The organism is Microbacterium nymphoidis (assembly GCF_021044885.1).
GTDB lineage: Bacteria > Actinomycetota > Actinomycetes > Actinomycetales > Microbacteriaceae > Microbacterium > Microbacterium nymphoidis.
Genome location: NZ_JAJNOD010000003.1, coordinates 98968 through 119110, shown reverse-complemented (window position 1 = coordinate 119110; position 20143 = coordinate 98968). Strand labels below are relative to the sequence as shown.

16 protein-coding genes are annotated in these 20143 nt (G+C 67.9%); 2 read left to right on the top strand and 14 right to left on the bottom strand.

The genetic code is table 11. The features are described from left to right. The first annotated feature begins 17 nt into the window (after positions 1-17). Complete coding sequence (locus LQ566_RS12285) at positions 18-683, top strand: NUDIX hydrolase (RefSeq protein ID WP_231091999.1); 666 nt, start codon at positions 18-20, stop codon at positions 681-683. A gap of 3 nt (positions 684-686) precedes the next feature. Here the strand turns inward: LQ566_RS12285 and LQ566_RS12280 are convergent, their stop codons facing one another. From LQ566_RS12280 to LQ566_RS12235, 10 genes are all read right to left on the bottom strand, one after another. Further along, entirely contained in the window at positions 687-1424 is a 738-nt protein-coding gene (locus LQ566_RS12280) for a sulfite exporter TauE/SafE family protein (protein WP_231091998.1), read from the bottom strand. 45 nt (positions 1425-1469) lie between these two features. Then, positions 1470-1667, bottom strand: coding sequence for a hypothetical protein (locus LQ566_RS12275; protein ID WP_231091997.1), 198 nt, complete (start codon positions 1665-1667; stop codon positions 1470-1472). Between the two features lie 21 nt (positions 1668-1688). Then, on the bottom strand, positions 1689-4724 hold the full coding sequence (gene lacZ / locus LQ566_RS12270) for a beta-galactosidase, LacZ type (protein ID WP_231091996.1): 3036 nt from the start codon (positions 4722-4724) through the stop codon (positions 1689-1691). A gap of 61 nt (positions 4725-4785) precedes the next feature. Next, positions 4786-5595: a carbohydrate ABC transporter permease gene (locus tag LQ566_RS12265; protein ID WP_231091995.1), complete on the bottom strand. Its 810-nt coding sequence runs from the start codon at positions 5593-5595 to the stop codon at positions 4786-4788. Then, positions 5588-6547, bottom strand: a complete 960-nt coding sequence (locus LQ566_RS12260) for a carbohydrate ABC transporter permease (RefSeq protein ID WP_231091994.1) — start codon at positions 6545-6547, stop codon at positions 5588-5590. The genes LQ566_RS12265 and LQ566_RS12260 overlap by 8 nt, the downstream gene beginning before the upstream one ends. A 161-nt stretch (positions 6548-6708) precedes the next feature. Beyond that, complete coding sequence (locus LQ566_RS12255; protein ID WP_231091993.1) at positions 6709-8022, bottom strand: ABC transporter substrate-binding protein; 1314 nt, start codon at positions 8020-8022, stop codon at positions 6709-6711. A gap of 382 nt (positions 8023-8404) precedes the next feature. Further along, entirely contained in the window at positions 8405-9454 is a 1050-nt protein-coding gene (locus LQ566_RS12250; RefSeq protein ID WP_231091992.1) for a LacI family DNA-binding transcriptional regulator, read from the bottom strand. Positions 9455-9614: 160 nt separating this feature from the next. Beyond that, the gene (locus LQ566_RS12245; protein WP_231091991.1) at positions 9615-10430 is read right to left on the bottom strand and encodes a hypothetical protein; all 816 of its coding nucleotides are present in this window, start codon (positions 10428-10430) and stop codon (positions 9615-9617) included. 77 nt (positions 10431-10507) lie between these two features. Continuing rightward, positions 10508-11056: a peptide-methionine (S)-S-oxide reductase MsrA gene (msrA, locus tag LQ566_RS12240; RefSeq protein ID WP_231091990.1), complete on the bottom strand. Its 549-nt coding sequence runs from the start codon at positions 11054-11056 to the stop codon at positions 10508-10510. A 123-nt stretch (positions 11057-11179) separates the two neighbouring features. Further along, positions 11180-13543, bottom strand: coding sequence for an ATP-binding protein (locus LQ566_RS12235; protein WP_231091989.1), 2364 nt, complete (start codon positions 13541-13543; stop codon positions 11180-11182). Between the two features lie 193 nt (positions 13544-13736). Between LQ566_RS12235 and LQ566_RS12230 the strand changes: the two genes are divergently transcribed. Beyond that, positions 13737-16085 (top strand): sensor histidine kinase, encoded by a 2349-nt coding sequence (locus LQ566_RS12230; protein WP_231091988.1) that lies wholly within the window; start codon positions 13737-13739, stop codon positions 16083-16085. Positions 16086-16116: 31 nt separating this feature from the next. Here the strand turns inward: LQ566_RS12230 and LQ566_RS12225 are convergent, their stop codons facing one another. Genes LQ566_RS12225 through LQ566_RS12210 form a run of 4 tightly spaced genes read right to left on the bottom strand, consistent with a single transcriptional unit; the run spans position 16117 to position 20021 of the window. Then, complete coding sequence (locus tag LQ566_RS12225; protein ID WP_231091987.1) at positions 16117-16536, bottom strand: ATP-binding protein; 420 nt, start codon at positions 16534-16536, stop codon at positions 16117-16119. Next, a complete protein-coding gene (locus LQ566_RS12220) occupies positions 16526-16858 on the bottom strand; it encodes an STAS domain-containing protein (protein WP_231091986.1) in 333 nt (110 codons plus the stop codon). The genes LQ566_RS12225 and LQ566_RS12220 overlap by 11 nt, the downstream gene beginning before the upstream one ends. Beyond that, positions 16855-18873, bottom strand: coding sequence for a glycosyltransferase family 2 protein (locus tag LQ566_RS12215; RefSeq protein ID WP_231091985.1), 2019 nt, complete (start codon positions 18871-18873; stop codon positions 16855-16857). The genes LQ566_RS12220 and LQ566_RS12215 overlap by 4 nt, the downstream gene beginning before the upstream one ends. After that, complete coding sequence (locus LQ566_RS12210) at positions 18870-20021, bottom strand: PP2C family protein-serine/threonine phosphatase (RefSeq protein ID WP_231091984.1); 1152 nt, start codon at positions 20019-20021, stop codon at positions 18870-18872. The genes LQ566_RS12215 and LQ566_RS12210 overlap by 4 nt, the downstream gene beginning before the upstream one ends. Positions 20022-20143: the final 122 nt, after the last annotated feature.

The window sequence follows — 20143 nt, the reverse complement described above, 5'->3', positions numbered from 1 at the left end:
CGCCTAGGCTGGAGGGGATGTCGAACACGACCCCGGGCGGACTGCTGCACCTCGCGGCCGCCGCCGGTGCGCACCTGGAGAGCCGCCGGACGGGTCGGTTCCGGCCGAAGCCCACGGCCCGTCCCGCCGCCGTGCTCATCCTGTTCGGTCCGGCTCGCGATGAGGACACGCGGGGGCTGGAAGAGCTGACCGCCGATGACCTCGACGTCGTGCTGGAGGTGCGATCGGGCGCACTGCGCGCACACGCGGGCGAGGTCGCCTTCCCCGGCGGAGGCGCGGAGCCGGAGGACGCCGACATCGTCGCCACGGCGCTGCGCGAGGCGAACGAGGAGATCGGGGTCGACGCCGCCGACGTCGACATCCTGGCACAGCTGCCTGAGGTGGGCACGGTAAGCGACTTCCGCGTCACCCCGGTGATCGGCTGGCGAAAGGCCCCGCAGCACTACGTGAGCGTGGACGAAGGCGAGACCGCCGACGTGCTGCGCGTGAGCGTCGCCTGGCTGCTGGATCCCGCGAACCGATTCACCTCGGTCTATCGCCATCCGCTCGGCGCCTTCCACGGCCCGGCGTGGGATCTGAACGGAGTCGTCCTCTGGGGCTTCACGGCCTTCCTGCTGAACGACCTGTTCGACGCGGCCGGGTGGAGCATCCCGTGGGACGAGTCGCGCACGCGCGACCTGTAGGCGTCAGAAGATCAGCAGCTGGAGTGCTCCGACGACGGTGAGCACCAGCACGATCGTGTCGAACGCCTGCTGCTTGATCCGGCCGGCGATCCACCGCCCGAGGAGCGCGCCGACGATCACCGCAGGGGCGAGCACGAGATCGGTGAGGGCGACCTGGGGCGTCAACAGGCCGAGACCGAGCATGAACGGCACCTTCACCAGGTTCACGATCGCAAAGAACCACGCCGCGGTGCCGAGGAAGGCCTGCACGGAGAAGCGCGCCGCCAGGAAGTACAGCGACATCACCGGCCCGCCCGCGTTCGCCACCATCGTGGTGAACCCGCCCAGCAGACCGTAGGCCGAGGCGACCGTGCGTCCGGTTCCCGCCTCCGCCGAGGTTGCGCGCCGCCGGAGCAGCGTGATGAGCACGAGCAGGAGCAGAATGGCGCCGATCGCCTTGCGCACCCATCCGTCCGAGGCCCACCACAGAAACAGCGCGCCGACCAGGATCCCGGCGACGACTGCGGGGGCGAGCTTCAGGATGGTGCGCCAGTCCGCGTGTCTGCGGTACATCGCGAGCGCCATCATGTCCCCGACGATGAGCAGGAGCAGAAGCGCCGCGGTGGACGTGCGGGCCGGGAGGACCGTGGCGAACACGGCCACCATGAGGGTGCTGAGCCCCGGGATGCCGGTCTTGGAGACACCGACGATGAGCGCGCCCAGCACGAGCAGTGCCCATGATCCGGCTTCGAGTTCCAGCACTCCCCCATCCTTCCCGATCCGCGGACCCGCCCGCGCACGGAGCCGTCATGAAACAAGAAGATGACGTCCGTTCGGGCCGAACCACCGGGATTCGTCCTCATCCCGACGAAATCTCCTCGTTTCGAGACACCGCACGACGACGACCACGACGACGACCACGACGACGACCACGACGACGACCACGACGACGACCACGACGACGACCACGACGACCACGACGACGACCCAACTGTCCGCCGCCACCGCCGCCGCCGTCGTGCCGGCTCAGCCTCGTCCCGCGACGCCCCGACCCGCCACCCCGGTGAAGGCGAAGCGGAACCGGAGCGGAGAATCGGTGGGGATCATGAATTCCGGATGCGTGCGGGCGCCCCAGGAGTCGTCGCCGGCGACGCCACGCCGCATCAGCGCCGGGCGCAGCACGGTGTGGCGGGTGGGTGGCAGCTCGTGGTGGTGATCGGCGTTCTCGATCTCGAACGGCGTCCAGGGCAGCGCCGAGAATTCCATGCCGTCTTCACTGTCCACGCGAACACCCCAGCCTCGCCGATCCGTCACCTCAGCCCATCGGACACCGGTGTGGCTTCCCGCTTCCTGCGGACGCAGGTAGGGCGTGAGCTGGGTGGCGACATCCGCGTCGAACACGTCGCGGCGCGCACCGAGCCGACGATCCACGGCGCTCTCCTCCGGGCCATCGCCGTACCACCGGAGGTGGTCGTGCTCCGGTGAGATGAGCAGCATCATCCCGAATTCGGGCAGGTCCGGCAGCTCCTCCGCCACCGTCATCGACAGCGTCACCTCGATGCGGCCGTCGCCCGTGACGCGATAGTCGACATCGCAGGATGAGGCCGGTCGCGTCGGCAGATCGTAGGTGTACGACACGGTGACCGACTCGTCGTCGGTCGTCACGCGCGCCGTGTGCAGCGGGCGGCCCGCGGCGCGGGCGTACCGGCTGGCCAGGAGCCACTGACCGTCCTCGAAAGGCGCGCCCCAGCCACGTTCGTTCGAGGTGGGCGCGTGCCAGAAGCTGGGTTTCGGCATCGCGGCGAGCAACTCCCGCCCGCCGTCCCGGGTGCTGCCATAGCGATACGAGACGAGACCGCCGTACAGCTGGGAGAACAGCGCCTCGAAGTGCTCACCGCGCACGCCGATGTTGTGGATGCCGTGGATGAGCTCGGGACGGACACCGGAAGTCGGTGCCGGCGGCGCGCCGTCGACGATCACCACCCCCTGCCCGCGCGCCACCCGGGCACCCGCCTCCGCCCACGCCGTGGCGCTGCGGTGGAAGAACTCGACGTCGATGGTGTACTCGCCCGGCAGGCGCGGCACTTCGAAGTCGAACGGCACGAATCCGCGCTCACCGGCCGCGATGTCCGACTCGATCGTCGCCGTCAGCAGCGTCCGCCCCTCCGTGCGCAGCGTGGCCACTGCCGAGTACGCCGCCGTCGAGGTGAACAGGTTGCGGTTCTCGATGCTGACACCGTCGCGCTCGACAGTCAGTTTCAGCGGCTGATAGAGATACGACACCTCCTGCACGAAGGGCTTCGGTGTGTGATCGGCGAACAGGATGCCGTTTCCGCTGAAGTCCGAGTCGTGCGGCGCCTCCCCGTTGTCGCCGCCGTAACCGAAGTAGGTGTTGCCGTAGCGGTCGGTGAGCTCGATCGCCTGGTCGGAGAAGTCCCAGATGAAGCCGCCCTGGAACAGCTCGTCGCGGTACGCCAGATCGAGGTAGCGATCCACGGCGCCGAAGGAATTGCCCATCGCATGCGCGTACTCGCAGAGGATGAAGGGCTTTTCCCGGTTCGTCGCCAGGAACTCCTCGATCTGGGCGGCCGGCGTGTACATCCGGCTCACGATGTCGGTGGTCTCGGGGTAGCGCGGATCCCAGTCGACGCCCTCGTAGTGCACCGGCCGGTCGTCCGCGCTGCGGAAGTAGTCGGCGACGTCGCGGATGAGCGTGCCACCGAAGGACTCGTTGCCGCACGACCAGATCACCACGCAGGGGTGGTTGCGGTCACGGCGCAGCAGGCTGGTCGCACGATCGAGCAGCGCGTCCCGCCACTCGGCCCGGTCACCCGGCAGCGCGTCCGACACGGGAAGATCACCCGCCCGCACCGCGTCCCAGATGCCGTGCGTCTCCAGGTTCATCTCATCGATCACGAGGAATCCGAACTCGTCGGCGAGGTCGTAGAAGAACGAGTTGTTGGGGTAGTGACTGGTCCGGATCGCGTTGACGCCGATGCTCTTCAGCAGTCGCAGATCCGCGGCGGTCTGCTCTCGCGTCATCACCCTTCCCTGCAGCCCGAACTCATGACGGTTCACGCCGAAGAAGACCACGCGTTCGCCGTTGAGACGAAGCACGCCCCCCTCGATCTCGAAGCGGCGCACGCCCACGCGCTGACGGATCACCTCGGCCACCTCGCCGGTGCCCGTGTGCAGATGCAGAACCAGGTCGTAGAGGTACGGGTCCTCCGGGCTCCACAGCCGCGCGTTCTCGATCCGCACCCGCAGCGTGCCGTCCTCCCCGCGTACGAGGGTGCCGACGCCGTCCAGTTGCGCGGAGAGTTCGCCCTCGCCCTCGATCTCGGCTGCGACGACGACCTCCGCGGAGGCCCCGTCGATGACGGTGCGCACGTGGAGATCGGCGACGTGCGCGACCGGGCGGTGGGTGAGCACCACATCACGGAAGATGCCGGAGAAACGGTAGAAGTCCTGGTCCTCCAGCCACGATCCCCCGCTCCAGGTGAACACCTGCGCGGCGAGCCGGTTGGGTCCGTCGACAAGGGCGTCCGTGATGTCGAACGAGGAGGGCGTGAAGCTGTCCTCCGCGTAACCGACATAGGTGCCGTTCAGCCACAGCGCGATGGCGCTCTCGGCACCGTGGAACGTGATCACCACGCGCTCGCCGGGTCGCGAGGGGCGCTCGAGCACGAAGTCGGTCACGTACGATCCGACCGGATTGAAGCGTGTCGGGATCTCCCCGGGCACGATCTGCTCGTGACCGTCCCACGGGTACTGCACGTTCGCGTACTGGGGCCGGCCGTACCCGTGCAACTGGATGTGCGCGGGGACGGGGATATCGTCCCAGTCCGCCACATCGAACTCCGGCTGCTGGAATCCGGCGATGGCCTGCTCCGGGTTTCGGGCGTAGTGGAATTTCCAGAGCCCGTTGAGATTCTGCTCGTAGGAGCTCGTGCCGGCACGCAGTTCGTCCTCGCTGGCGAACCAGCGGTGATCGGACCAGGCAGGCAGGCGCCCGTCCGCGAAGAAGGAAGGATCGGCGATGCGGGAGAGGTCGAAGGTCACTGGTCACCCGTGGCTTTCTGCGCGAGTCGCGCGGCAGGAATCAGGAGGTACGACGCCGGCGTCATTTGATGGCCCCGGTGATGCCCTGTGCAAAGGCACGCTGCAGGATCAGGAAGATGACCATGGTCGGCAGCGAGGCTAGCAGCACGGCCAGCATGAGCACGCCATAGTCGGTGACGTAGCCCGCACTGAGATTGGAGATGAGCATCGGCATGGTCTGGAACGCGTTGTTGACGAGGATCACCTTGGGCCAGAGGAAGTTGTTCCACGCGGTCATGAAGGTGATGACCGCCGCAGCGGCGTAGGTGGAGCGCATCGTGGGCACGTAGATGCGCGCGAAGATACTGAGCTCGCTCAGTCCGTCGATCCGGGCAGCCTCGATGATCTCGTGCGGAAAACCGCGCGACGCCTGCCGGAACAGCAAGATGAGGAACGGAGTGGAGATCGCCGGGATGATCACGGCCACCAGCGAGTTGACCAGTCCCACGCGGGAGAACAGCTGGAACAAGGGCACCATCGTCGCCGCGAACGGGATCATCATGGCCAGCAGCAGCACCGCCATCAGCCGGTCCTTGCCCGTCGAGTGGAAGACCTCGAAGCCGTATCCGGCGATGGAGCAGATGATCAGCGCCAGCACCGTGATGCCGACGGCCACGATGAAGGACGCCCACATCGCGCCCCACAGATTCTGGGCTCCGGTGAGCTTGGCGAAGTTCGCGAACAGCTCGCCGCCCGGGAGCAGGCGCGAATCCAGCACGTCCTTGCTGGAGTTGGTGGCGGAGACGAGCATGAAATAGAGCGGGAAGATCGAGAAGATCGCGAAGATGCCGAGGAACAGGTACTTCGGTCCCTGGCGCAGCAGCTTAATCACGCTTGTCCCCCACTTTCAGCTGGATGAAGGCGAGCACGGCGACGAGAATCAGGATCACGTACGAGATCGCCGCCGCGTAGCCGAAGTTCGGGTTCTTCAGGAACGACACCTCGTAGAGGTAGTGGGACATCGACATCGTCATGTAGCCCGGCCCGCCACGGGTGAGAGCCCAGGATTCGTCGAACATCTGGAGGGTGCCGTTGGTCGACATGATCGCCGTGAGCAGGATCATGGGCTTCAGCTGCGGCACGGTCACGCGCCAGAACGTCTGCCAGGCATTGGCGCCGTCGACCTTCGCAGCCTCGATGCTGGAGTAGTCGATGTTCTGGAGCGCCGCGAGGAAGAACACCATGTTGTATCCGGTCCAGCGCCAGAGCAGACCGAGGATGATCACGAATCGCGCGGTGCCCGGATCGCCCAGCCAGTTGACCGGCGCATCGATGATCCCGAGACCGCTCAGCATGTCGTTGACGAACCCGTCGGCTGCGAACAGCGTGCGGAACACCAGGGAGTACGCCACCAGTGACACGGCACAGGGAAGGAAGATGGCCGTTCGCCAGATTCCCTTGAACCGCAGGTTCCGGTCGTTCAGCAGATTCGCCAGCACCAGGGCGAGGATCAGCATCACCGGCACCTGGATGATCAGGTAGATGAACGTGTTCTGCAGGGTGAGCTTGAAAGTCTCGTCCTGCATGAGACGCGCGTAGTTGGTCCAGAGCGGGTCGGCGAACTTCAGCCCGGCCCCGCGTCCGGTCTGCAGCGACAGGAAGAGGGCCTGGATCATCGGGATGAAGCTGAACACGAGGATCAGCAGGGCGGCGGGCAGGAGGAACCCCCACCCGGTGAGGCTGCGGCGGCGCTCACCGGTGAGCCACGGCCGGGGGCCGGTGACGGAGGCGCTGAGCGGTTGCTCCTTCCGGCTCCGGCCGGAGCGGGTGACGGAAAGGGTCACGTCGTTCTCGCTTTCAGTGCGTGGATGCGGAGTGCGCTGCTCACCGGCGGAGGTTCCGGCATCGGCCAGGCCACGGTGCTGCGCACGCTGTTCGGGATCGGCTCTGCCGATCGGGCCGGTCGGCGCCCGCTCGCGCGGAGTGAGCGCCGACCGGCCGGTGATCACTGCATCGCGAACTCGACGTTGGCCTGCGCCTCGGCCAGTGCCGAAGCCGTGTCGGCACCACCGATGACCTGCGTCAGCGCAGCGCTCACCGCGTCGCGGCCCTCGTAGTAGTACGCGCCCGTGTTGTTGGACGGGACGTCGGCGCCGAACGTGACGACGTCGGCGAAGATGGTCTGCCCGCCGAAGAACTCCGACGGCTCGTTGTAGACCTTCGAGTCGCCCGCGGGGATCCAGTTCGCCACCGCGCCCGCCTTCGGGAGGATGGTGTCGTACAGTTCGGTCGACCCCGCGAACGTCGCCGCGAGGAAGTCGGTGGCGAGATCCACGTTGGCGTTCGAGCTGATCGCCCAGGACGAGCCGCCATTCGCGGAGTAGTTGGTCGCACCGGACACGCCGTCCAGCTTCGGCAGGTTGGTGATTCCCCACTTGCCCGACTGGTCTTCCGCCGTCTGGATCGACCCGACGATCCAGACGCCGTTGACGGAGGCGGCGACCGTGCCGTTCACCAGCGTTCCGATGTACTCGTCCCACGAGTTGACCTCGACGAGGATGCCGTCCTTCACGAGCTGGGTGTACACCGTGATCGCGGCCTCGAGGGTGGCGTTGTCCGTGATGGTGGGCTTGCCCTTGTCATCGAACAGGCTGGCTCCGGCGCTCTGGAGCATCATCATGATCAGGTCGGAGGAGCCGGCCTGACCGGACAGCAGCGGCTTGCCGGTCTTCGCCAGCACGTCCTTGCCCTTGGTGATGAAGTCATCCCAGGTGATGTCGGTGAAGTCGGAGAGCTTGTATCCCGCCTCCTCCAGCACGTCCGTGCGGAGGGCGGTGACGGCCGTTCCGGCGTCGAAGGGAACGCCGTAGTTGGTGCCGTCGATCGTGGAGTACGCGGTCACGGCGGACGGGAACTCCGAGAAGTCGACCGCGTCGGTGGAGATCGGGCTGAACAGCTCCGGGTAGTTGATGCCGTTCTTCTGGAAGGCGTTGTTCTGCATCAGGAAGATGTCGGGCAGCTCCCCCGTCTGGCCCGACTGGGCGAGCGTGGTGAGTTTGGTCTGCAGGTCGTCCCAGGGGGTCTCGACGATGTCGAGGGTGAAGTCCGGGTGATCCTTCTGGTAGATCTTCTCGGCCTCCTCCATCGCGTAGATGTTGAAGTTGGGGTCCCAGGTCCAGACGGTCAGCGTGTTGTCGTCGCCACCGCCGGAGCCGGCATCTCCCGTGTTGTCGCCGCCGCCGGAGCAGGCACCGAGGGCGAGGGACAGGGGCAGGAGGACCGCGAGCGTGGCGATCGTCCGCTTCGAAATGGAGCGCATGAGTTTCCTTCCGGTGCTGTGATGCGAACGGTGCCTGAAGCACGATCCGCGGTGTCGTACCTCCCGCGCGGTGGTGGGCCGACGCGGGATCACCGGAGCTCGTTCTCCGGTGAGGACTGCGAGTGTTGCGAGGGATGTGCCTGACGGGTGATCGTGTCCGTCGTCGGTGTTTCCGTGGGGGAAGTGCCTACCGTCGTCGTGCGTTCCGGGCGCGACGTATCGGTGCGTTTCTGGCCAGTCTCTCCTTCATTGCAGTCTCTGGTACAGCGCTGTACCAGGAACGATAGCGCACGATTCGCAGGTTCGCACCAGCAAATTTCTGTCGGGCTATGAATCCCCGATCACACGCGAGTCTGGAGCGTGAAATCCGTGACAGGGAGTCCTATCGGGTCGTCGAGCGGACCACGATGTCGGACAGCGCAAGATGCAGTGCGGGGTCCGCTCTGTTGCCATCGATACGCGCGCGCAGCAGGTCGATCGCGGTGGGTGCGATCCACTCGAGCTGGGAGCTCATCGTGGTCAAGGGCGGCACCAGGTAGGCGGACTCGGCGATGTTGTCGAACCCCATCACCTGGACGTCCTCCGGAATGCGAATGCCGCGCTCACGGAGGGCGAACACCGCTCCGATGGCGATGGTGTCGCTCAGGCAGATGAGCCCGTCGAAGGGGATTCCCGAGTCGATGACGTCCGTCGCCGCACGAAACCCGGCGCTGATCGACCAGACGTAGCCGCTCACGCCGACCAGTCGGCCATCGAGCCGGCGACCCACCGAGGCGAGCGCCTCGGAGATGCCCCGGAGGCGCTGCTCGGCGTTGCCCTCCGTGGCGGTGCTGATCGCGACCGGGTCATACGCGTGGTGCGCGCCGACGACGGCGATCGATGTGCACCCGCGCGACAGCAGGTACTCGGTGGCCGTGCGTGCATCGGCGATGTCGTCGGTCGTGACGTGGTCGGCGAAGCCGAAGGTGTCCCGCGATCCCAGGCACACGAGCGGGTAATCGACGTCGAGGTCGGCCGGTGTCAGTTGCTCATGCTCGGCCATGGAAAGCAGCAGACCGTCGGCGAAGTGCACGTTGAACTGCTCCAGATAAGCGCGCGACGTCATCGGGCCGAAGCCCTCACCGAACGTCGTGACGTACGCGGTCAGCCCGCGTGCGCGTGCCGCCTCGACCACGTTCTCAGCGAGTTCTGCGAGGTAGGGCGCCTTCAGGGTGGGGACGGCGAGAGCGATGGCGTCGGTGCGACCGCGGGTCAGGTTGCGTGCGGCGACGTTGACCTTGTAGCCGAGCTCCTCGACGGCGGCCAGCACCTTCGTGCGGGTGTCGTCCCCCATGCGCCCCGTGCCGTTGACGGCGTTGGACGCGGTCTTCAGGGAGACGCCCGCATGTTCGGCGACGGACTGCAGCGTCACCACACGGTTCGGACGTGGCATGGGGCCTCTCTCACATTCGGGTCGAAGATGCCAGGCGCGCCAAGCACGGGGCATCACCGCTCCCGGACGAGCGGGTCTTCGCGTGGAGCTCGGTCTGCACCGGAACAGCAGGCCACGTCAGTGTGACGGCCGAGCGCTTGCGTCCACCATACGCCACGAGTCACGGCACTGCGGGTGGTCTGGTCAGGGCACGCCAGGATGCGAGAAGGACATCGCCCTCGTCGTCGCTCACATCCGCTGCGCCGAGCGCGAGCGCCGCGCAGCGCAGGGCCGTGCTCGCGTGCCGCCACGGTGCGTCGAGCTCCAGCCACGTATCGTCGTCGTCCGGATCTTCATCGTCCCAGACGTATCGTGCCGCTGCATGTCCTGCCGCAGCATGATTGACGACATCGTTGATCACGAGCAGACCCCGATTGATCGGGGACCCGCCGCGAATGTTCGGGTCGAGCAACACGGCACTGCCGACACGGCGCTCGGCGCCAGACCAGCGTCGCCATACCCGCGCACATGCGTCCTCGACCGCCGGCGGCAGGTGATCGGCGAGCACCGACGCCTCTGCCGGCGTCAGAGTCGCGGCTCGTTCGATGACATCGATCACCCGGTCGCCGCGCGCACCGAAGAGCGCCCTGGGCGATGCCTCGCGCAGCACACGCACCCGTGTCACGCGCCGGTATCGCCCGCGATGCTGGGCGTTCGTCTCAGCCTCACGCTCTCGGTCCCTCGGCGCGAGGGCGGGCAGAGCCTCCACGTCGAGCAGCCGCCCCGGCCAGGACACGGACACACCCGCAAGCTCGTCGTCGACCACGATCCAGGGTGGCGCGTCGACCGCGGCGACGACATCGCCCGGTGCCGCCGCGAGGAGACGCGTCTCCAGTTCGCTGAGCGGCGCGATGGGCTCTGAACGAACAGGATCCCCGATGCCATCCGACACAAGCCTGCGCTCAGGAGCAGTTCGCACCCAGACCCAACCCGTCATCGCGGCATCCTTTCCATGGTGCCGACGCGGGTCCGGGCACGGTGCGAATCTTCACACCATGCCCGAACCACGGCAGATCAGACCTCAGCGCGACGCGGCAGCACCCAGCCCGGACGGGCGAAGTGGCAGGTGTAGCCGTTCGGGATGCGCTCCAGATAGTCCTGGTGCTCCGGCTCGGCCTCCCAGAACGGACCCGCAGGCTCGATCGTGGTGACGGCCTTGCCCGGCCAGAGGCCGGACGCATCGACATCGGCGATGGTCTCGCGGGCGATCCGCTCCTGATCCGAGTTCAGCGGGAAGATCGCCGAGCGATAGCTGGATCCGACGTCATTGCCCTGACGGTCCAGCGTCGACGGGTCGTGGATCTGGAAGAAGAACGCCAGCAGGTCCCGATACGTCGTCTTCGTGGGGTCGTAGACGATCTCGACCGCCTCGGCGTGCCCGGGGTGGTTGCGGTATGTCGCGTGGTCGTTGCTGCCGCCGGTGTAGCCCACACGCGTATCCAGCACGCCGGGCTGCTTGCGGATGAGATCCTCCATCCCCCAGAAGCACCCGCCCGCAAGCACTGCTGTGTCCGCGCCTTCGCGCATGGTGATGCGGCCGTCGTCAGCGATTCCTTGGACCATGATTCTCTCCTCGCTCCTGCGCTTTCGCAGGTTCCATCATCTCAACGCATCGGATCCTCATTTTGGTCCCGGTGACGCGGATTGTCTGAGCGGGCGTGGAGAGTCGGCCACACGAGTGCGGCGCTACGACGAGACGAGCGCGGCGTCCGCGGCCGCGACAGCGACGGGCGGACGCACCGAGATCAAGGTGTGCGAGGCTCCGGACACGCACTCCACCGCGGGCCCGTTGGCCGAGATGACTCCTTCCAGCACCGGTGCGAGTCCCTCCGGTCCCAGGATCAGGCACACCGGACTGTCGGCCTCGGTGAACAGGCTGACGATCACACGATCCGACGCGTCGCAGAAATCCAGTACGGTCAGCAGCACCTCCCCCGCCATCCGGGCCGTCGCAGGATCGGAACTGTCGACCGTACCGCCACGCACCTCCAGCGGCACCGCGCGTGAACGGGCCTTGACAAGGGCGATCGCGAGCCACGGACTGAGGTGCAGCACATCCGCGTCGATGAGCAGCAGTTGTCGCAGATACCGCTCCTCGTCGGCGCATCGCTGCTGCACGGCGGGCTCTCGCGGATCCGCCTCACCCACCGCGATCTCCTCCAGCAGGGCGACGGAAGTCCGCGTTCCCACGCGGATCCACCTCTCCCTCGCGACGGTCAGAGCGTTCTGCGCGAGGGCTCCGGTCTCGGCTTCGGAGGCCGCTCGCAGTTGCGCCCGATACGCGCCGACGGCACGATCCAGCACGGGAACGAATACGCCCCACCCGGCGAACAGCCCCACCTGGGGAGCGGCTGCGACGATAGCGATCAGAAGCGAAGACGCCGTTCCCGTGACGGTGCCCAGACAGGCCGCCGCGACGCTCGCCGCCAGGCTCACCAGGGCGACGATGAGCGGCACCCGGGAGCGATACGTCATCATCAGCAGCACCAGCGGAACGGTCCCCACCAGGGCGGGGAAGAACAGCAGCGGCTCCCCCGCGTCGGTGATGACGACGAAAGGCACCAGGTACCCGACCGGCACGGAGGCGACCAGCAGCACCGTCATCCACAGCGGAGCCGCTCGGCGACGGCGCGCGAAACGCCGGGCGAAGACGGTCAGGACGGCCAGGGACAGCGAGACCGCGATACTGCTGGCGGCAACGGCGGGCGGCCGGAAGGCCGAGAGCAGGAGATCAGCACCCAGGATGATGCCGGCCCAGATCCAGCACCCGGCTGCCGCGATCACACGTGCATCCAGGTCGGCGTCCGCGCCCGGCTGCGCGGGAAGATCCCGTGCCACGGCATCGATCGCATAGGTGAGGGTGGCCGTCGTGCCCTGGCCGGGGGCGCTTTCGAGCGATACCGACACGTTGACGTCAGCGCACCGTCGGAACACGGACTCCGCCAGGCCGCGGCCCGGCACGGGCTGGACACGAAACCCCACTCCGTCGTCGCTCACCGAGACCACCACGCCCGCCGTCTGCAGTTCCAGCCGCAGCCGGACAGCGCGTGCCCCCGAGTGCTTCGCCGCATTGGTGATGAGCTCGAAGACCGCCCGGACGATGGCGCGCGATGCGTCGACCGGAAGCAGTGACTCGAACCGCTCGAGATCGTGCTCGGATGGACCCGCGTACTCGACCGGGATCCCGGGCTGGTGCGCGACGGCGGTGACCAGGTGCGAGAGACCGCCTTCCTCTTCGGCGAGCCAGCTCCCGCCCCTTCCCGGCGCGCCCTCAGCCCGCTCGGGCGATGTGCCCTCCTGTGTGAGACGGCGGATCACCGCGGCATCGTGCGCGGCGCGACGGCGCGCTGCCGCGACGTCCAGGTCTGACCGGGAGCCACGGCAGATCAGACTCAGCGTGTTGATGATCGTGTCGTGGAGAACTCGCGCGTCCTCCGCCATCTCACGACCGGTGTCGCGTGCGATCCGCTCGTTGCGTGCGCTGCGGCGCGCCAGTTCCGCCTGCTCGTCGGCGTGGTGGGCCGCCTCGTCGATGGTGCTCCTCATGGCACGCGCGCCGACGAAGAGGATCGCGCCGAGCACGACCACCATCAGGCGCGAATGCACCGGCCAGTCCGGGTGCAGCATGATCTGGAGGGCGAGATGACCGATGAGCGCACCGCCGCCGACGAGCAGCGCCCGACGCGGCCGGAGGATCAGGGTGGGGGTCGCACAGGTGATGCCCGCCGTCCAGACCGCAGCGAACGCCAGCGGCAACCGCCAGTCCGGCACGGTGGCCAGATCGATCGCGATGCCGGCGAAGGTCGCGATCAGACACGGCAGCGCGGGCAGGCGAAGAAGAGCGCACACGAGACAGGCGACCAGCAGGGCCACGTGCACGGCGACCGCGCGCGAAAGAGCTGCGCCATCGGCGGTCACCGTTGCGAGGGCGGCGAGGATGACGAACCCGTGCCAGACCCCCACGCCCCCCAGAACGGCACGCTGCATCGTCGCGTCGACGAGACGAGTCGTCGCGCGCGCGAGCGCCGTGTCAGCCGGGGGGTCCGTCACGCTCGTGAGTCTATGGCGAATACGGCCCCAGGTCCTCCGGACGCCCGTCGATCCGCGCTCGCTCGCCGGAACCGGCGCGGTCCGGCGGATCGCATCGGTGCCCGCGGAGGTCACGGCTCCCGTGCACACGAATCCGCGGAGTCATCTCCCGCCCGAGTGACAGCGGAGGGCATCGTGCAGTAAGAACGGACTCATGAGCGTTGTGATCCGGATGCTGCGCGTGCTCTTCACCCGTCTGCATGTAGAGCGCTCCGAGGCCATCGACACCGACCCGGACATCTGGGCGGCAGGAGCGTTCATGCGCGCGCTGTCCCGTGTCACGCTCATCGGCTGTGCCGCGCTGGCCTTCGCGGTCGCCCCGCTGGTGATTGTGCGTCTGGGCACCGACGGATATGCGTTCGCGGCCGCCGAGGTCGTCCTCGGCGCCGTGATGGTCCTCGCCCTCCTGATGCAGCTGCCCCCGGCCCCGATCGCCCTCGCCGCATTCGGCCTCGGGGCGGTGATCCTCACGCATTCGCCCGAGCTCGCCGTGCTGGCGTCTGCGGCTACGTGGCAGATGAACTTCGCGAGCTTCATGATGGGTGCCCTCGTCCTCGGCGGCGGAGCCGTTCCCCTCATGTTCGCCGCGACCCTCGTGTGCGCCGTGGTGACCTCATCCTCCCCGCACGGTGCCGACCCGCGCTTCACCACCTCCCTCGTTCTCATCCAGGTGCTCATCGTCACGGTCACCCGTCTCGCTCTCGCCTCCCTCCTGCGATACGTCAACAGCACCGACCGCGCCATCGCCCGCAGCGAGATGGCGCGGGAGGAGGCTGCACTGCAGCGCCAGGCCATCACGCAAATGAGCGAACAGATCCGCGTCCTCCACGACACCGCGATCAACACTCTCGGCGCGATCGCGAACGGCAACTCCGGGGTCAGCGACATGGCCCAGGTGCGAACGCAATGCTCCCGGGACGTCGCGCTGCTGCGCCGGCTGCGCGGTGAGCAGCACACCCTGCCGGACGATGACATCCTCGACGTGTTCTGCCAGCCCGGTCTGCGTGTCACGCGTCACGGCGTGGAGGACGACGAGCTTCGCGCTGCCGCACAGCACCTGAGCTCAGACGTGATCCGCGCGGTCATCGGATGTGTTCGGGAGGCACAGACGAACGCGATGAAGCACTCCGGCGCGGATGAGGTCGACATCACCGCGTCCGTCGCCGGCTCCCGCCTCCGCATCGAGCTGCAGGACGCGGGACGGGGCTTCGACGTGGCCGACGTGCTTCGCGGTACGTCCGCTCACGGTGCGACTCCGGCGACGCACGCATGCAAGACGACCGGCTTCCTCTCCTCCATTCACGAGCGCGCGCGTGCGTACGGGTTCGCCGCGAGCGTCACGAGCACCGTGGGCGCGGGAACGACCGTGCGTCTCACGATCCCTCTCCGTGACCGGGCGAGCAGCACGGGTCTCGCCGGGGGCTCCGCCAGCCTCGGCTCGACGCAGCGCAGCGTCGCAACGCAGGGTGCCGCCACCACGCTGATCCGTCGCGCCGGCGCATTCTGGGCGACCGGTGCCACCATCGGCAGCACAGTGCTGCTGGGCGCGGGCGGCACGAACCTCCATCTCGCCTTGTTCCCGATGATCGGCTTCATGGTGCTCGCGCTGATGATCTTCTGGCGCACTCCGCCGGGATCGTCCCCCCGCACGATCACCTTCTGGCTCACCCTCTGCACGTGCGCGGTGTATCTGCTCGCCGGTGCCGCCAACGATTTCGGCATGCAGGGCTGGACCCAGTGGAACGCGATCGCGGCGACGGCCCCGTACGTCCTGCTTCTCTCCCATGGCGTCGCCGCACGATACGTGGCGGTGGCGGGCGGGATCTGGACGCTCTGCGTGGCCCTCACCGTGACGACGGTGGCGACCGTGTCCGCCGATGCGGCACTGGTCGCGCTCACCGCCGGCGTCATCGCCCTCGCCGTGAGCGCGATGTGGAGCGCCATCCAGGCGCAGATCCTCCGGCTCAACCGCCAGGCCGCCTCGGCACGTGATGCTCTCTTCCAGGCCCGCATGGCCACCGAACTCGCGGCCGGTGCTCAGCGCATCCACCGGCGCTGGGTGGATGCCGGCCTCGACAACGCGGTCCACCTGCTGTCGGCCATCGCGAACGGCGATGTCGCCGCCGATGAGCCGTCCTCCCGCCAGGCGTGCATCGTGGAGGAACGTTACCTTCGCCAGCTGTCCCAGATCGGCCCAGACCTCGTCCATCTCGGCCCGGAGCTCGTGCCCACTCTCCAGTATGCGCGGGCGCGCGGAATCGACTACACCCTGCGCGTCACGAGTGCAGACGCCGAGGATGACGCCGAAGCCCGACGCATCTCCACCGAGATCATCGCCGGCCTGCAGGCCACGTCACCCCGTCAGCGCTTCACCGCCTCGGTCTTCCCCGCCCACGACGGCCTGCAGCTCACGATGGTGCATGCGACCGAGCAGAAGCACCGTCCGCTGGATGTGATGGAACTGGTCTATGCCGGATCCGAGAGTGGGCCCCTCGTCCGCTGACTCCGCACCCGTGCGTGCGCCCGCGAGCGCGTCAGGCGGCGAAGGAGCGGCGCAGCAGCCAGACGTTTCCGGTCCCGGCCGACTCGTGGCGCAGTTCGTCCAGCACCGCAAGGGCGATCGCGAGGCCACGGCCCGACTCGGCTTGCTCCGACGGTAGCGCCACACGGTCCCAGTCGATGAGGGCGGGAGGGGCCGTGTCATCGATACGTGCACGCACTTCCCGCGGCAGGATCTCGACGGCCGCTGTCACCCGGACACCCGGCCCGCCGTGGGCGATGACGTTGCTGACCACCTCGCTCACCGCAAGCAGGAACAGGGCGCGGTCCTCGTCTGCGACGGCGGCGGAGTCCATCAGGAAGGCGTCCAGGTCATCGAGCAGACGATCGAGGAACGCGGCAGCGGCCTCACCGGAACGGTGCAGCGTGTGAGGTGACGCCCCCTCACGATCCAACGAAGGCGGCTTCCACTGACGGGTGATTCAGCAGCACCCGGTCGAGGTTGGTGAGGCGCAGCACGGTCAGCACGGCGTCGGGGGCACCGGCGATACGCAGATCGCCTCCGGCCACGCGTGCGCTCTTCAGACCGCCGATGAGGGCCCCGAGCCCCGAGGAGTCGATGAAGGTGGCGTCGGACAGATCCACCACGATCCGCGGGGATTCCGCCTGGATCGCATCCGTGACGGCGTTTCGCAGCAGCGGCGCCCCGGACGCCGTGAAGCGGCCCTCGATGCGGATCACCGCGATGCCGCCCTCAGTCGTGCTCGTGAGATTCATGGGCGTCCTTCCGGATCGGGGATGTGGGTGGCATCGGAGACCGCCGCCACAGTGGCTTGCGGTCCGCGATACCGCGCCGCCTGGATAATCACGCTGAGCACGACGAGGTCGTACAGCACCCAGGCGGTGTTCACGAGGGTACCGGTGCCATCGGCACTTCCCACGGCAAGTCGAGCGAGACCGATGACCGCAGCGATCACCAGCACGACGATCGCGGTCAGCTGCGGCCAGATCCGCCCCCACGGGACGCCCCGCTCGTCGCGTCCGTCCTTCTTCGTGACGGCGAACGTGAGCGGACGGGAGAACCACACGTTCATCGCGGCGCTCCAGCAGGCCTGGATCCAGACCGGGAACAGCGCCAGTGAGTACTGCTGGCCGCGCCAGGTGCGCATGCCGCGGCCCACCACGAGGAACAGGAGCTGATTGACCACGAAGTACGGCAGGAAGCGCGCGAAGAAGTCGACGCTCCACGCGGACACGGGCATCACTCCCATGAGCAGATAGAGCACCGGCGCGATCAGGTAGATGACCGCGGCGAAGCCGGAGAGGTAGCTCCACATGGTCGCGAAGTACATGATGCGCTGGCCGAACGAGAGCCCGCGCTTGATCAGCGGATTGTCTCGCAGCATCACCTGCAGGGTGCCCTGCGCCCACCGCAGACGTTGCGTGAGCATCGTACGCAGGTCTTCGGGGGCGAGGCCGCGGGCGAGGAGCTCATGGTGATACACGCTGCTCCATCCGAGCGAATGCAGCTGCATGGCGGTTGCCATGTCCTCCGTCACGGAGATCGTGGCGATGGGCTGAACGGGTTGCGCTTCGTCGGCACGGTCGATACTGAGCGCGGACAGCAGTGCCGACACCGCCTCGATCGCCCCGAGGGGCGACAAATCGGCTGCGGCGAGCCGGTCCAGACCCTCGTCGTCCACGACCAGGACGCCCAGTTCCGAGTCGCGCTGCAGTGGAAGGTCGGCGATGGCATCGAGATCCGCCTGGATCGCCGCGAGATCGCGCGCCACGACGGATCGGGACGCGCTGTCCACGGCCTCGCGGACCCGGTAGGTGGCATCCGCGATGGGGTGGCCCGCGGCGATCTCCCGGCGCGCGTCGCGTATGTGCCCCAGAAGTTCGGTGAGCTCGCCCCGCAGTGTGGCGTCCTGAGTGGCGGTGCTCTCGCGCGCGATCAGCTGCTCGGCGGTGCGCAGCGCCCGCCGGGTCGAGTCGGTGATCTCCCGCACGTAGCCGATGATGCCGAGCTGCATCAGGGCCTCGCGGCGCAGCACCGCGTTCGACCCGCAGAAGAACGCCGCATTCCAGCCGTCTTTGCCCTGCTGGATCGGCCCGTAGAACAGCGGCGCCTGGGCGCCGAGCGGATCGGCCTCGTCCACGTTGGTGAAGAACTGCGGCGTCTGCACGAGCGCCACCGTCGGATCGTCGGCGAAGTAGCCGAGCGTGCGGTGCAGGATCAGCGGATCGGGAACCTGATCGGCGTCCAGGATCAGCAGGAACTCGCCGTCCGTCTCGAAGAGGGCGCTGTTGAGGTTGCCGGCCTTCGCATGGCGGGGCTTTCCCACCCAGTCATCGGAGCGCGTGATGTAGCCGATGCCGGTGGCGGCAGCCGCCTCCTGCAGCCCCGGGCGCGCGCCGTCGTCCAGGATCCAGGTCTGATGGGGGTAGGCGATGCGCTGCGCTGCGCGCGCCGTGGTCATGACGAGGTCGATGGGCTCGTCGTAGGTGGTGATGAAGACATCCGCGGTCCCTTGCGGAGCGGATACCGGCAGGGGGCGCTCGCGCGCCCGCCACATCGTGAGGCAGAAGAAGAACGTGTCGATGAGGCTGTAGGTCTCGGCCAGCACGAGCGGGACGGCTATCCACCAGGCGTCCCAGTTGATCGATGCCAGCCATCGCCACGCGATGTAGTTGGTGCCCAGGATAACGGACAGGACAGCCAGCACGCGGATGATGGCGAACCGGATGCTCGGACGTGGCCGAGGCGGTGTGGGCGACGGCTCGGTCATGGGTTCCTCCGCACCACGAGCGCGGTGATGTCGTCAGTCGCGCGCGGATCTCGCGCGCGACGCACCGCTTCACGAACCGCACCGTCGGGTCCGAGTTCGCGAAGAATGCGCGTCACCTCGGCCACCGGATCTTCCGCGTCGATGACATCCAGCAGTCCATCGCTGCAGCAGATGAGGCAGTCGCCCGGTTCCAGGATCGTCCTCTCCGGTTCCCGCTCTGCCGCATCGCCGCTGCCCATACCCAGCGGCAGTCCCAGCGAGCGCAGACGCTGCCAGGTTCCGTCTGCACGCACCACGAACGCCAGGCCGTGTCCGGCGTCCACCAGCTGGAGGCACCCGTCTGGCGAGAGCTCGGCGTGCACCGCGGTCACGAACATGCCCGTGTCGCCGTGGTCCGCCTCGATGAGCCGGTCAGCCTCCGCCATCGCCTCAGCGAGCGAGCGCCCGGGTGCCGTTCGCAGCGAGGCACGCAGGCCCGCAGCCACGAGCGCCGGTCCGGTTCCCTTTCCCATGGCATCGGCCAGGGTGAGGCGCAGGCGAGAGTCGTGCAGCGAGAGGTCGAAGAAGTCGCCGGAGAGCTGCCCGCGGGCTGTTCCCGCCGCGGCGATGGTGAAACCGGGAAACTCGGGCAGCACGCGGGGGCGCATCGCCCGCTGCACCACTTCGGCGTGATCGAGTTCCTGGTCCTTGGCGAGTTCGGTCTGCACCCAGAACGCCAGATCCTTCAGCAGGGCCGCCTGACCGTCGGAGAACGGATGGGGCTGGGTATCCACGATGCAGAGTGTTCCCACCGGCTCCCCTCCCGGGGCGTACAGCGGGTGGGCGGCGTAGAACCGCAGATGGGGGTCGCCCACGACGAACGGATTACCGGCGAACTCCGGCATCACCGCTGCGTCCTCGATCACCACTGCACGGTTCTCCCGCACGGTGTAGTCGCAGAAGGAGTCCGCGCGTGGGGCCTCCGGGCCGTCCAGCCCGATCTGGGACTTGCGCCACTGCCGGTCGCGGTCCAGGAGCGAGACGCTCACCATCGGCACCCCGAACATCTCCTGGGCGAGCCTGGTCACCCGATCGACGCGCTCGTCCGGTGCGGTGTCGAGGATCCCCATCGCGTCGAGCGCGGCCTGCCGTCGAGCCTCATCGATCACGGCGTCGTCCTCGACCCACGGGTGCGCGGGGCTCGGTGAAGCCTGTCATCGGTCACGGAGTCCTCCTCGGTGGATCGCTTCGGAGCAGTCACCAGGATCCTATGCGTATATGTGCATGAGAC

What these genes read in the sequence shown, in the direction of transcription:
- LQ566_RS12285 (WP_231091999.1), top strand. Translation starts at nt 18, where the DNA reads ATGTCGAACACGACCCCGGGCGGACTGCTGCACCTCGCGGCCGCCGCC.
- LQ566_RS12255 (WP_231091993.1), bottom strand. Translation starts at nt 8,022, where the DNA reads ATGCGCTCCATTTCGAAGCGGACGATCGCCACGCTCGCGGTCCTCCTG.
- LQ566_RS12250 (WP_231091992.1), bottom strand. Translation starts at nt 9,454, where the DNA reads ATGCCACGTCCGAACCGTGTGGTGACGCTGCAGTCCGTCGCCGAACAT.
- LQ566_RS12245 (WP_231091991.1), bottom strand. Translation starts at nt 10,430, where the DNA reads ATGACGGGTTGGGTCTGGGTGCGAACTGCTCCTGAGCGCAGGCTTGTG.
- msrA (WP_231091990.1), bottom strand. Translation starts at nt 11,056, where the DNA reads ATGGTCCAAGGAATCGCTGACGACGGCCGCATCACCATGCGCGAAGGC.
- LQ566_RS12230 (WP_231091988.1), top strand. Translation starts at nt 13,737, where the DNA reads ATGAGCGTTGTGATCCGGATGCTGCGCGTGCTCTTCACCCGTCTGCAT.
- LQ566_RS12220 (WP_231091986.1), bottom strand. Translation starts at nt 16,858, where the DNA reads ATGAATCTCACGAGCACGACTGAGGGCGGCATCGCGGTGATCCGCATC.
- LQ566_RS12215 (WP_231091985.1), bottom strand. Translation starts at nt 18,873, where the DNA reads ATGACCGAGCCGTCGCCCACACCGCCTCGGCCACGTCCGAGCATCCGG.